Origin of the sequence: Streptomyces sp. NPDC006174, from assembly GCF_040614075.1 — a bacterium.
GTDB lineage: Bacteria > Actinomycetota > Actinomycetes > Streptomycetales > Streptomycetaceae > Streptomyces.
Map to the genome: position 1 here is coordinate 39,266 of NZ_JBEXTJ010000011.1, position 12,234 is coordinate 51,499.

General features: G+C 71.5%; 11 protein-coding genes. 3 read left to right on the forward strand and 8 right to left on the reverse strand.

Annotated features, from left to right (window positions below; translation table 11 throughout):
* Positions 1 to 254 precede the first annotated feature (254 nt).
* Together ABZ267_RS24275 and ABZ267_RS24280 are read right to left on the reverse strand one after the other, a co-directional pair.
* Entirely contained in the window at positions 255 to 656 is a 402-nt protein-coding gene (locus tag ABZ267_RS24275; protein WP_109163124.1) for a RidA family protein, read from the reverse strand.
* On the reverse strand, positions 653 to 1,819 hold the full coding sequence (locus ABZ267_RS24280; protein WP_356748964.1) for an acyl-CoA dehydrogenase: 1,167 nt from the start codon (positions 1,817 to 1,819) through the stop codon (positions 653 to 655). The genes ABZ267_RS24275 and ABZ267_RS24280 overlap by 4 nt, the downstream gene beginning before the upstream one ends.
* Before the next feature lie 139 nt (positions 1,820 to 1,958).
* Here ABZ267_RS24280 and ABZ267_RS24285 point away from each other — a divergent pair, with 139 nt between their 5' ends.
* Together ABZ267_RS24285 and ABZ267_RS24290 are read left to right on the forward strand one after the other, a co-directional pair.
* Positions 1,959 to 3,620: an AMP-binding protein gene (locus tag ABZ267_RS24285; RefSeq protein WP_356748966.1), complete on the forward strand. Its 1,662-nt coding sequence runs from the start codon at positions 1,959 to 1,961 to the stop codon at positions 3,618 to 3,620.
* Positions 3,621 to 3,629: 9 nt separating this feature from the next.
* Positions 3,630 to 4,457 carry a PaaX family transcriptional regulator C-terminal domain-containing protein gene (locus ABZ267_RS24290; protein WP_356748968.1) on the forward strand — a complete coding sequence of 276 codons (828 nt, stop codon included), beginning with the start codon at positions 3,630 to 3,632 and terminating at the stop codon, positions 4,455 to 4,457.
* Between the two features lie 47 nt (positions 4,458 to 4,504).
* Here ABZ267_RS24290 and ABZ267_RS24295 read toward each other — a convergent pair whose 3' ends face one another.
* From ABZ267_RS24295 to ABZ267_RS24315, 5 genes are all read right to left on the reverse strand, one after another.
* The gene (locus ABZ267_RS24295; RefSeq protein WP_356748970.1) at positions 4,505 to 5,404 is read right to left on the reverse strand and encodes a transporter substrate-binding domain-containing protein; all 900 of its coding nucleotides are present in this window, start codon (positions 5,402 to 5,404) and stop codon (positions 4,505 to 4,507) included.
* 9 nt (positions 5,405 to 5,413) lie between these two features.
* Positions 5,414 to 6,148: a hypothetical protein gene (locus ABZ267_RS24300; protein WP_356748972.1), complete on the reverse strand. Its 735-nt coding sequence runs from the start codon at positions 6,146 to 6,148 to the stop codon at positions 5,414 to 5,416.
* Entirely contained in the window at positions 6,145 to 6,591 is a 447-nt protein-coding gene (locus ABZ267_RS24305; RefSeq protein WP_356748974.1) for a hypothetical protein, read from the reverse strand. The genes ABZ267_RS24300 and ABZ267_RS24305 overlap by 4 nt, the downstream gene beginning before the upstream one ends.
* 81 nt (positions 6,592 to 6,672) lie before the next feature.
* Positions 6,673 to 8,955 carry a bifunctional salicylyl-CoA 5-hydroxylase/oxidoreductase gene (locus ABZ267_RS24310; RefSeq protein ID WP_356748976.1) on the reverse strand — a complete coding sequence of 761 codons (2,283 nt, stop codon included), beginning with the start codon at positions 8,953 to 8,955 and terminating at the stop codon, positions 6,673 to 6,675.
* 5 nt (positions 8,956 to 8,960) lie between these two features.
* Complete coding sequence (locus tag ABZ267_RS24315) at positions 8,961 to 9,788, reverse strand: enoyl-CoA hydratase family protein (RefSeq protein ID WP_356748978.1); 828 nt, start codon at positions 9,786 to 9,788, stop codon at positions 8,961 to 8,963.
* A gap of 363 nt (positions 9,789 to 10,151) precedes the next feature.
* Between ABZ267_RS24315 and ABZ267_RS24320 the strand changes: the two genes are divergently transcribed.
* Positions 10,152 to 10,601 (forward strand): ATP-binding protein, encoded by a 450-nt coding sequence (locus ABZ267_RS24320; protein ID WP_018514406.1) that lies wholly within the window; start codon positions 10,152 to 10,154, stop codon positions 10,599 to 10,601.
* Here ABZ267_RS24320 and ABZ267_RS24325 read toward each other — a convergent pair.
* Entirely contained in the window at positions 10,552 to 12,039 is a 1,488-nt protein-coding gene (locus ABZ267_RS24325) for an amino acid permease (protein WP_356748980.1), read from the reverse strand. The two genes, ABZ267_RS24320 and ABZ267_RS24325, sit on opposite strands and share 50 nt — an antisense overlap.
* Between the last annotated feature and the right edge of the window lie 195 nt (positions 12,040 to 12,234).

Below are 12,234 nucleotides of genomic sequence, written 5' to 3' on the forward strand. Positions count from 1 at the left end.
CCAAATACAGATATATCGCCCCGGTGGATTCATCGGACCGGCACGCCGCGCGCGATCCGGCACGCTGAGGCGCGCGACGGGCCCGAGAAAGCGTCAACTGGGGACGCGGGGGCCGCTGTGAACGCAGGTGAAGGTGTTCCATGTGGTGCCGCACCCCGAGAGCCTAACGCGACTCTCTTGACGAATTCTTTACGGGGGGGGTGCGTTTCGGGTTCTCCGTACGCATACGGCGCGCGCCGGAACCGCCGGCCTGCTCAGGGCAGCACGGCGATCCCGTCGATCTCCACCATCGCCTGCTCGTCCCAGAGCCTCGCCACGCCGATGACCGCCATCGCCGGGTAGTCACGACCGGCCAGCCGGCGCCAGATCCGGCCGAGTTCGGCGGCGTGCGACCGGTAGTCGGCCACATCGGTGGCGTACACCGTGACGCGCGCCAGGTCGGCCGGAGCGCCGCCGGCCGCGTGCAGAGCGGTGAGCAGGTTGGTGAGCGCGGTGGCGAACTGTTCGGGCAGGGTGGCGCCGACGACCTTGCCGTCCGGGTCGAGCGCGGTCTGCCCGGCCAGGAAGACCAGATGGCCGCCGGTGGCGACGACGGCGTGCGAGAAGCCGGTGGGCGGCGAGAGTTCGGCCGGGTTGATCCGGTGGGACGGGCTCATACGGACGGCTCCTGGGTCTCTTCGGCGGCGGCGGTGGCGGTCTGCTCGGCGGCGGACGCGTACATCTCCTTGGCGATGATGGCGCGCTGGACCTCGCTGGCGCCTTCGTAGATCCGCGGCGCGCGGACCTCGCGGTAGAGGTGTTCGAGCAGATGGCCGCGGCGCAGGGCCCGGGCGCCGTGCAGTTGGACGGCGGTGTCGACCACGTACTGCGCGGTCTCCGTGGCGTACAGCTTGGCCATGGCCGCGCGGCGCGGCACACCGCTCTCACCGGCGTCGTACGCCGCTGCCGCCGCGTACACCAGGAGGCGGGCGGCCTCGGCGCGGGTGGCCATCTCGGCGACCTGGTGGGAGACGGCCTGGAGTTCGCTGAGCGGGCCGCCGAACGCGGTGCGGCGGGCGGTGTGGGCCACGGTGGCGTCGAGCGCGGCGCGGGCCATCCCGACGGCGAAGGCGCCGACGCTGGGCCGGAAGAGGTTGAGGGTGTCCATCGCGACCCGGAAGCCGCGGTCGGGCTCGCCGAGGACGTCGTCGGCGGTGACCGGTACGCCGTCGAACTCCAGGGTGCCGATGGGGTGCGGAGAGAGCATGTCGAGGGGCTGGCCGGAGAGACCGGGGCGGTCGGCGGGGACCAGGAAGGCGGTGATGCCGCGTGAGCCGGCGCCGGGTGTGGTGCGGGCGAAGACGGTGGCGAAGTCGGCCTCCGGGGCGTTGGAGATCCAGCACTTCTCGCCGGTGAGCCGCCAGCCGTCGGAGGTGGGTTCGGCGGCCAGGGACAGGGCTCCGGCGTCGGAGCCGGCGCCCGGCTCGCTCAGCGCGAACGCCGCGACGGTCCGGCCGGCCCGGACTCCGGGCAGCCAGCGCTCGCGGTGGGCGGGCGTGCCGGCGCGGATGACGGGGGTGGTACCGAGGCCTTGGAGGGCGAGCGCGGTCTCGGCCTCGGTGCAGCCACGGGCCAGGGACTCGCGCAGCAGGCACAGGTCCAGCGCGCCGGAGGAGAACATCCGCTCCAGCAAACCCAGCTCACCGAGGGCCGCCAGCAGTGGCCGGTTGACGCGCCCGGGCTCTCCCTTCTCCGCCAGCGGGCGCAGTTGCCGCTCGGCGAGGGTGCGCAGCTCCTCGCACCAGGCGGTCTGTTCCGGTTCGAGGGAGAATGCCGTCATGGCGGCGCCTCTCTTGTCGCGTCTTGTCGCGTCACTGTCCTGCCGCGTCACTGCCCGATCGCGTCACTGTCTTATCGCGGACCGTTGACTACCGTCACCCGAACGATACGCTCCAGAGGCGACAAGGGGGCGATCCTTCATGGAGCCGAATTCCTCGCCGAACACGCCCGCAGCCGCCGCCGACGCGTCCGTACGCGTCCCCGGCGCGCACACCGACACGTTCACGCGCGACCATCTGCCGCCGCCGGAACAGTGGCCGGAGCTCCTCCTGGACGATCCGGAGCTGCGCTACCCCGACCGGCTGAACTGCGGGTACGAGCTGCTGGACCGCACGGTCGAGGAGCGGGGCCCGGACCGTCCCGCGCTGCGCTCCGGCGACGGAACCGTCTGGAGCTACGGCGAGCTGAGCGCCACGGTCGACCGCATCGCGCATGTGCTCACCGAGGACCTGGCCGTGGTGCCGGGCAACCGGGTGCTGCTGCGCGGGCCCACCACACCGTGGCTGGCCGCCTGCTGGCTCGCCGTCATGAAGGCCGGCGCGGTGGCGGTGACCGTACTGGCGCAGGCGCGGTCGGCCGAGCTGGCCACCATCTGCTCACTCGCCCGGGTGAGCCACGCGCTCTGCGACGCGCGGTCGGCGGAGGATCTGGCCGAGGCGGACGTGAAGGGACTGCTGACCACGCTGTACGGCGGTGACGGCTCCGGCGACCTGACCCGGCTGGCCGCCGCGCACGCCGGCTCCGGCCCGTACCACGCGGTCGACACGGCCGCCGACGAGGTCGCGCTGATCGCCTTCACCTCGGGAACCACCGGACGGCCCAAGGGCTGTATGCACCTCCACCGGGACCTGCTCGCCATCGCCGACACCTTCTCCCGCCAGGTGCTGCGGCCGCTGGCCGACGACGTGTTCGCGGGCAGCCCGCCGCTCGGCTTCACCTTCGGCCTCGGCGGCCTGCTGGTCTTCCCGCTGCGCGCCGGGGCCTCGGCGCTGCTGCTGGAGCAGGCCGGGCCGCACCACCTGCTGCCGGCGCTGGCCCGCCACCGGGTCTCGGTCCTCTTCACCGCGCCGACCGCGTACCGCACGATGCTCGGCCAGCTGGACGGCCACGACCTCTCGGCGCTGCGCCGCTGTGTGTCGGCCGGCGAGAACCTGCCGGCCGCGACCTGGCAGGCCTGGTTCGAGGCGACGGGCCTGCGCATCATCAACGGCATCGGCGCCACCGAGCTGCTGCACATCTTCATCTCCGCCGCCGACGACGCCGTCCGGCCCGGCACCGTAGGCGTCCCGGTGCCGGGCTGGCAGGCCAAGGTGGTCGACGAGCACGGCGAGGAGCTGCCGGACGGCGAACCGGGCCTGCTCGCCGTACGCGGCCCGGTCGGCTGCCGCTACCTCGCCGACCCGCGCCAGACGGAGTACGTCCGGCACGGCTGGAACCTGACCGGCGACACGTTCGTCCGCGAACCGGACGGCTACTTCCGTTACGTGGCCCGCGCCGACGACATGATCATCTCCTCCGGCTACAACATCGCCGGCCCCGAGGTGGAGGACGCCCTGCTACGCCATCCGGAGGTCGCGGAGGCGGCCGTGGTGGGCCGGGCGGACGAGCTGCGCGGCGAGATCGTGGTGGCGCACGTGGTGCTGACGGAGGGCTCGGAGCAGACGGCCGACTCGCTGCGTGCCCATATGAAGGCCAACCTGGCCCCGCACAAATGCCCGCGCGCCTTCTCCTTCCGCCCCTCGCTCCCCCGCACAGCGACCGGCAAACTCCAGCGGTTCCTCCTCCGCGAGGACTCCGCCTAGAGTGATCACGTGGCCGAGCTGCGCACCCCCCGTTCCCTGATCATCACGCTCTACGGCGCCTACGGCCGTCCGGCGGACGGCTCACCGTTCGCCGTGGCGGAGCTGATCCGCCTGCTGCACGCCGTGGGCGTCGACGCTCCTTCCGTACGCTCCTGTGTCTCACGTCTGAAGCGGCGCGGACTGCTGGTCGCAGCGCGGGCGGCGGACGGCTCGGCCGGATACGCGTTGTCGCCCGACGCGCGCCAACTGCTCGACGACGGCGACGGCCGCATCTACGGCCGTCCCTCGCACCGGCTGGCCGACGGCTGGGTCCTCGCGGTCTTCTCCGTCCCCGAGGCCGAGCGCGCCAAGCGCCACCTGCTCCGCTCCCGGCTGGCCCGCCTCGGCTTCGGCACGGCGGCGCCCGGCGTGTGGATCGCTCCGGCCGGCCTCTACGCGGAGACCCGGCATACCTTGGAGCGGCTCGAACTCGCTTCGTACGTCGACCTGTTCCGCGGCGACCACCTCGGCTTCGCCGCGACCCGCGCGTCGGTGGCCCGCTGGTGGGACCTGGACGCGGTGGCCCGGCTGCACCGGGACTTCCTGGACCTGCACGAACCGGTGCTCCGCGAGTGGGAGGCGGCCCCGCCGGCCGAGGAGGGCCCGCGCCCGCAGGAGGCCTACCGCGACTACCTGCTGGCTCTGGACTCCTGGCGCCAACTGCCTTACGCAGATCCGGGGTTGCCGGATGAGTTGCTGCCGAAGGGGTGGCCGGGCGGGCGCTCGGCTGAGGTCTTCGGCAAGCTGCACGAGCGGCTGCGGGACGCGGGAGAGCGGTTCGTGCGGGTCAGGGACTGATGCTGTCCCGGCACGGTGTCAGGGCTGACACCGTGCCGGGCACGACATCAGGGGCTGATGCTGTCCCGGCACGACCGGGCCTCGATCTCGGCGGCGCTCGGCTTGTAGCTGCTGATCCAGCCCGGATCGTCCTTGATGAGGGTCGGCAGGGACGTCTCGACGTCCCTGATCCAACTGCTGGTCCCCACATGCTTCTTCAGCCAGGACGCGAGCCTGCGGCAGTCCTCGGCGTGTCCCTTCGGCAATCCGATGCCGTAGTGCTGCGGGGCTCCTATCGTCACGTCCGGCACCACGCGCAGGCCCTCCTTCTCGTACTGCCGCGCGAAGCCGTAGAGGATGGCCTGGTCGGTGGAGACGGCCTTCACCTGGCCGGCGATGAGCTGCTCGATGCAGTCCGACGCATCGGTCAGGGTGACCGGATCGGCGCCGACGGTCTCCTTGATGCCTTCCAGGGATTCGACCGAGGTGGTGCCCTGCCAGGTGCAGATCTGGCTGCCGCGCAGATCGGCCAGCAGCTTCACGCCGGCGCTCTCCGGGCCGACGAGGAAGCCCTGCCGGGTCTTGAGATAGGGGCCGACGAAATCGATCTCGTCCATCCGCTCGGCGGTGATGGAGAACGACGCGATCGTCATGTCGGCCTTGCGCTCGATGAGTTGGGTGACCCGGTCGCCCGAGGAGACGTCGACGGGCTCGCTGAAGTCGACGTCGATCTCCTCCTGGATGTGCTGGAGCATGATGAAGTCCAGGCCGGAACGGTCGTAGTTCGCGGAGTACGACAGGCCGGGCAGGTCGTTGTGCATGGCGACCGTGATGCGCTTCACGCCGAGGAACTCGCGCTCCGGCTCCTCCGGGGAGGAGCACGCGGCGAGGCCCGCCAGCAGGACCAGCGTGGCGACGATGCCGAACAGCCGGGCGGGCAGGAGCCCGGTCTCCGAGGTGGGAGCCACAGTTTCCTCTCAGTCGTGCAGTACGGCGTCCGCGACGGACAGGTTCATCCGGCATCCTTCTTCGGTCAGCAGAGTGATCTCCACGTCGATCGCTCCTTGCAGTCCGCCCAGCGGGAACGCGACCGTCTGGCCGCTGCGCACATCGTCGACACGCGTACTGGTGTTGCCCAGCAGCTGAGCGGAGTAGCGGGTCTCCGGTGCGCAGAACTGTGCGGCCTTGGCGGCGTCCCGGATGGTGAGCGTCAGCCGCAGCCGTGCGCGGTCGGCCGGGCTGTCGACCACGAGCCGCAACTGGGAGCCGTTGGTGACGGTTTCGCCGCTGATGCGGCTCCGGCCGGTGACGTCGATCTCACCGTGGTCCGCCAGGTGATCCATACCGACCGCGCCGGCGCAGGAGCAGATCACGGCCGCCGCCGACATCAGGACACGCCAGGGTGCGCGGGTGCCTCGCGCCGGCAGGACCAGCCGGATCAGCGCCAGAGCGACCGCGGTGCCGAGGGCGAGGTGGACCCAGAGGAACTGGCGTGCCGGTCCGTCGGGGGCCGCGATCAGCGCGTAGGCGCCGAGCGAGACGACCAGCAGGAACGGCGGCCAGTTCCAGACGCTCCAGCCTTTGGCCCGGTCGGTGATGTCGGCGGAGTCTCCGAAGAACACGCTCAGGAACAGCTTGCCGACGAAGCCGATCGCCGGTGAGTTGGGTCCATGAGTGATGGTGTCGCCCGGCGCCGACGGCTCGCCGGTCAACCTGCTTCGCCGCCCGGGTCGCGGTGGAAGGTGAAGGTCGCCGTGTCGATCCTGCCGATCGCCGGGGAGTTGGGCCCGTACGACGTCACGTGTGTCAGGTCGCCGCCCCGGTGTGCGCGGTCGGCGTCCTCGATGGAGCGGGACAGGGACCGGGCATCCAGCTCTCCGCCGGCGGCCAGCCATACTCCGATGGCGTTCTCCAGGATGTGCCGCTGCTGGTCCGACAGTTGCTCGATGGCGCTGACCGCGTCGACGTCCTCCTCGGCGCGGTCCAGGTCGTCGTCATGCCGGCGGAGCACCGCGCCCAGCAGCCTCCGTCCGCCTTCCACCGCGCTGTCCGCCAGGCGGTCCCGCGCCGAGTCGACGACGGCTCCCGCCATGGATGCCGCCGCGGTGCTCACGAACGGTGCGATGACAGCGGCGGCTGCCAGTAATTCAGACATGCGTTCTCCCCCGAGTAGGAGACCAATTTTACTCGGATTCCCGTGCAGCAGAAGTGACTTGTCAGCACTCGACGCACTACCTCACCCCAGAGTAAGCCGGGGCTTCGGCCCGTCCGTGCGGCCCGTCGGCGGCGGTCGGCTGCCGGCGCCGTACGGGAGCGGCCAAGGCGCGGCCGGTCCGGTGTAGCCCTGTTCGGCCGCCGCGTGGAGGGTCCAGTTCGGGTCGTAGAGGTGCGGGCGGGCCAGGGCGCAGAGGTCGGCTCGGCCCGCCAGGAGGAGGGAGTTGACGTCGTCCCAGGAGGAGATGGCGCCGACCGCGATGACCGGGACGTCCACGGTGTTGCGGATCCGGTCCGCGTACGGAGTCTGGTAGGAGCGGCCGAACTCAGGGCGCTCCTCGGGCACCACCTGGCCGGTGGAGACGTCGATGGCGTCGGCCCCGTGGGCGGCGAAGGCGCGGGCGATCTCGACGGCGTCCTCCGCCTCGGTGCCGCCGTCGGCCCAGTCGGTGGCGGAGATCCGGACGGTCATCGGGCGTTCCCGCGGCCAGACTCCGCGGACGGCGTCGAAGACTTCGAGCGGGAAGCGGAGCCGGTTCGCCGGCGGGCCGCCGTAGGCGTCGGTGCGGTGGTTGGTGAGCGACGAGAGGAAGCCGGAGAGCAAGTAGCCGTGCGCGCAGTGGAGTTCCAGGAGGTCGAAGCCGGCGGTGGCCGCGCGGCGGGCCGCCTGGACGAACTGCTCGCGTACGGCGGCGAGTCCGGCGGCGTCCAGCTCCTGCGGGATCTGGTTGACGCCTGGCCGGTACGGGAGCGGGGAGGCGGCGGTCAGCGGCCAGTTGCCGGCCTCCAAGGGCTGGTCGATGCCTTCCCACATCAGCTTGGTGGAGCCCTTGCGGCCCGAGTGGCCGAGCTGGACGCCGATGGCGGCGCCAGGTGCCGAGGTGTGGACGAAGTCGGTGATCCGGCGCCAGGCGGTGGCCTGTTGGTCGGTCCACAGGCCCGTGCAGCCGGGCGTGATGCGGCCTTCGGGGCTGACGCAGACCATCTCGGTCATGGTCAGTCCGGCGCCGCCGAGCGCGCGGGCGCCGAGGTGGACGAGATGGAAGTCGCCGGGGAGCCCGTCGGTGGCCGAGTACATGTCCATCGGTGAGACGACGACGCGGTTGCGCAGTTCGAGGCCGCGCAGCCGGAGCGGAGTGAACATCGGCGGCGTGGCGGGCGGGCAGCCGAACTCCTTCTCCACGGCGGCGGTGAAGGAGGCGTCGCGCAGCCGCAGGTTGTCGTGGGTGACCCGGCGGCTGCGGGTGAGCAGGTTGAAGGCGAAGCTGCGGGGCGGCTGGTCCACATAGGTCGCCAGCTCCTCGAACCAGCGCAGACTGGCCGCCGCCGCCCGCTGCGTGGAGGCGACGACCGGGCGGCGCTCGGCCTCGTACGCCGTCAACGCGGAGGCCAGGTCCGGCTGTTCCGCGATGGAGGTGGCGAGCGCGAGGGCGTCCTCGACGGCGAGCTTGGTGCCGGAGCCGATGGAGAAGTGCGCGGTGTGGGCGGCGTCGCCGATGAGGACCGTGTTCCCGTGCGACCACCGGGAGTTGGTGACCGTACGGAAGGTGAGCCAGCTGGACCGGTTGGAGCGCAGCGGACGGCCGTCCAGGGCCTCGGTGAAGAACTTGGCGCAGCGGGCGGTGGATTCGGCCCCGTCGCAGGTGTCGAGTCCGGCGGCGCGCCACACCTCCTCGCGCATCTCGACGATGACGGTGGAGGCGTCGGCGGCGTACGGATAGCCGTGCAGCTGCATGACGCCGTACGGGGTTTCGGCGATCTCGAAGCGGAAGGCGTCGAGCGCGAAGTCGGCGGCGAGCCAGATGTAACGGTTGCGGTGCTCGGTGAGGGACGGGCGGTAAGCGTCCGCGTGCGCCTGGCGGGTGGCGCTGTGCACGCCGTCGGCGGCGATGACCAGGTCGTGGCCGGCGGCCAGCTCGGCGGCGGGCGGCGCCTCGGCGCCGAAGCGGAGGTCGATGCCGAGAGCGGTGCAGCGCTCGTGGAGGATCTCCAGGAGGCGGCGGCGGCCGAGAGCGGCGAAGCCGTGGCCACCGGAGGTGTGGACGCGGCCGCGGTGGACGATGTCGATGGTGTCCCAGCGGACGAATTCGCGGCTGAGTGCGCGGTAGACCTCCGGGTCGGCGTGCTCGATGCCGCCGAGGGTCTCGTCGGAGAGGACGACACCGAAGCCGAAGGTGTCGTCGGAGGCGTTGCGCTCGTAGACGGTGATCGTGCGGGCCGGGTCGAGCCGCTTGAGGAGAGCGGCGGCGTAGAGGCCGCCGGGGCCGCCGCCGATGACCGCGATGCGCCGTACGGGGGTCGGCACGGCCGCTACCTCCCCTGCCACTTCGGCGGCCGCTTCTCGGTGAAGGCGGCGTGGAACTCCGCGTAGTCCTCGCCGTGCATCAGGAGCGCCTGCGTGTTGGCGTCCAGCTCGACGGAGGCGGCGAGCGGCATGTCCAGCTCGGCGGTGAGCAGCGCCTTGGTCTGGGCGAGGGCGAGCGCGGGGCCGTCGGCGAGGCGGCGGGCCAGCTCGGTGGCGCGGGCGTCGGCCTGGCCCTCCTCGGCCAGTTCGCTGATCAGGCCGATCCGCTCGGCCTCGGGTGCCCGGACGGTGTCGCCGAGCATCAGCAGCCGGGTGGCGTGGCCGAGGCCGACGACGCGCGGCAGGAGGTAGGCCGCGCCCATGTCGCCGCCGGAGAGGCCGACCCGGGTGAAGAGGAAGGCGAAGCGGGCGGAGGGGTCGGCGACCCGGAAGTCGGCGGCGAGGGCCAGCACGGCTCCGGCTCCGGCGGCGACCCCGTGGACGGCGGCGACGACCGGAAAGGGGCACTCGCGCAGGGCCCGTACGACCTGGCCGGTCATCCGGTTGAACTCCAGGATGGCGGCGGTGTCCATGGCGAGGGTGGCACCGATGATCTCGTCCACGTCACCGCCGGAGCAGAAGCCGCGTCCTTCGCCGGCGAGGACGAGGCAGCGCGCGGAGCGTTCCCGGGTCAGCTCGGCGAGGAGGTCGCGCAGATCGGCGTAGGCGCCGAAAGTGAGGGCGTTGAGTTTCTCGGGCCGGTCCAGTGTGACGGTCACCACACCGTCGTCCCGGGTGATCCGGAGGTGGCGCCACTCCTCCACGCGCGGGGCGGAGCTGGGAAACGAGCTCATGAAGGGGTTCCCTTCAGCATTCGGGCGGGTTGCCGACCGTGCGCGGGTCGCGTTCCACCACCGAAGTTATCACCCGTACGTGACTGTCGTCACGAGGTCGCGATACGCCGACCGTGAGACTGTTGTGGCGAAAGTCCTGTTTGCACCGGCCGACCGCCTCTATGGCCAGGGCCGTGCGGTTCGTAAGGTTGACCCCAGGAAGTCTCGATACGCGATGCCGATGAGTCGAGTGAGTCGAGATGCCCCGACGCCGAGTCGGGAAAGTCCGATGCCGGGTCGAGAGACCCCGATGACGAGTCGAGAGACCCGATGAGTCGAGAAGTCCCGCTACAAGGAAGTCCCGCTCCCGAACGGAACCCCGCCGTGCCGCCCGATGTCCCTGTTCCCGCCTCCTGGCGCATCGCCCTGCCGCACTCCACGGCAGCCGTGCCGATCGCCCGCGCTCTCGTCCGTACCGCCCTGTCGGACATCCACGCACCGGCGGACAGCGACACCGCCGAGCTGCTCACGGCCGAGCTGGTGGCCAACGCGGTCGAGCACACGGTGAGCAGCGAGCCGATCGAGCTGGTCGTGGAGCTGCTGCCGACCGGCTGCCAGGTCGAGGTGCACGACCACGACCCGGCTCCGCCCGGCGACCTGTCCCGGCCGCAGCCCGGCTTCGAGGTCGACCCCTGGCAGGAGCACGGCCGCGGCCTGCTGCTGATCCGGACCCTCAGCTCCGCCTGCGGTCACCGCACGACGGAGCACGGCAAGGCCGTCTGGTTCACGCTTCCGGCGATTCCGTCCCAGCCGGGTCCGTCGCCGGAGAGCTGACCAGCCGGGAGCGCTTACGGCCGTAACCGGCGTAGAGCAGCGATCCGGCGGCGAGGAAGACCGCGAACTGGAGCCAGGTCGTCCAGCCGGTCCCGTACATCAGATACAGGCAGAACACGACGCCGAGCACCGGGCTCACCGGGTACAGCGGCACCCGGAAGGTGCGCTCCAGCTCGGGGTGGCGGCGGCGGAGCACCACGACCGCCACATTGACCGCGACCATGGTGGCGAGCGTGCCGATGGTCGTCAGGTTGACGACGACGTCCAGCGAGGCGAAGGCGGCCGGTACGGCGAAGACGCAGGCCACGATCCAGGTATTGGCGACCGGCGTGTGGGTCTTGGGCGAGACGCGCTCGAAGACGCGCGGGATCAGCCCGTCGCGGGACATCGACATCAGGATGCGGGTCTGTCCGTACATCACGGCGAGCACCACGGAGGCGATGGCGACGACCGCGCCGAAGGCGATGATGCCGCCGCCGACCGCGGAGTCGGTGACCTGGTTGACGACCAGCGAGAGGGCCGCGGGCTTGTCGGAGACGGCGTCCGCGCCCAGCGCGCCGATGGCCGAGAGCGCCACCGCGCAGTAGAGCAGCGTGACGACGCCGATGCAGATCAGGATGGCGATCGGAATGTTGCGGCGGGGGTTCTTGACCTCTTCGCCGGCGGTGGTGATCGCGTCGAACCCGATGTACGAGAAGAACGCCAGCGAGGCGCCGGCCGTGATCCCGCCGAGCCCGTGACCGGCGAACGGCACGAGGTTGTCGTCCTGGAACGCGCTGAACGCGATCGCGCAGAACGCCAGCAGGATGCCGATCTTCAGGACCGCCATGGCGGCGGTCGCGCCCGCGCTCTCCCGGACGCCGCGCACCAGCAGCGTGGCGGCCATGGCGATCACGACGACCGCCGGAAGGTTGATCACACCGCCGTCACCGGGTCCGGCCGAGACGGCGGCCGGCAGCTCCCACCCGATCAGGCTGTTCAGCAGCTCGTTGACGTACTGGCTCCAGCCCACCGCGACCGCGGAGACCGAGACGCCGTACTCCAGCATCAGGCACCAGCCGACGAGGAACGCCGTGCGCTCGCCGAGGGCCGCGTACGCGAAGGAGTACGAGCTGCCGGAGACCGGGATCGCGCTGCCCAGCTCCGCGAAGGAGAAGGCGGTGAAGATGCAGGTGATCGCGGCCAGGACGAACGAGATGACGACGGCGGGTCCGGCCTCGGCGACGGTGTCGGAGAGGCCGACGAAGATGCCGGTGCCGACGATGGCCCCGACGCCGAAGCAGACGAGCTGGAAGAGGCCCATCGTCCGCTTGAGGCCGTGGCCCTCCAGGTCGCCGCCGGATTCGGCGATGAGCTGCTCGGGGCTCTTGCGGCGCAGGCCGGACAGGTAGGGGCCGGCGGGCTTCGGGGTGCCGGATCGCGGCAGACCGGTGCTCATGCGGGACGTTCTCATCTCTGGTGGTGCAGTGGGGGGACGGTCCGTGCGCCGGCGCGCGGCGGCACAGGTATGGGGTTCGACCCTGCGGGGGTCTCCCCGGGTCCGAACCCCACCAAGAGCCGACATCGTAGCCACCAGCACGCATGTTCACCCAATCGGGCGAATGGCCATGCGAATCCCCTGATCTCCGAGGCG

Bases quoted from the DNA above. Each gene is read 5' to 3' on its own strand.
- ABZ267_RS24280 (WP_356748964.1), bottom strand. From the start codon at position 1,819: ATGACGGCATTCTCCCTCGAACCGGAACAGACCGCCTGGTGCGAGGAG.
- ABZ267_RS24325 (WP_356748980.1), bottom strand. From the start codon at position 12,039: ATGAGCACCGGTCTGCCGCGATCCGGCACCCCGAAGCCCGCCGGCCCC.
- ABZ267_RS24285 (WP_356748966.1), top strand. From the start codon at position 1,959: ATGGAGCCGAATTCCTCGCCGAACACGCCCGCAGCCGCCGCCGACGCG.
- ABZ267_RS24315 (WP_356748978.1), bottom strand. From the start codon at position 9,788: ATGAGCTCGTTTCCCAGCTCCGCCCCGCGCGTGGAGGAGTGGCGCCAC.
- ABZ267_RS24275 (WP_109163124.1), bottom strand. From the start codon at position 656: ATGAGCCCGTCCCACCGGATCAACCCGGCCGAACTCTCGCCGCCCACC.
- ABZ267_RS24305 (WP_356748974.1), bottom strand. From the start codon at position 6,591: ATGTCTGAATTACTGGCAGCCGCCGCTGTCATCGCACCGTTCGTGAGC.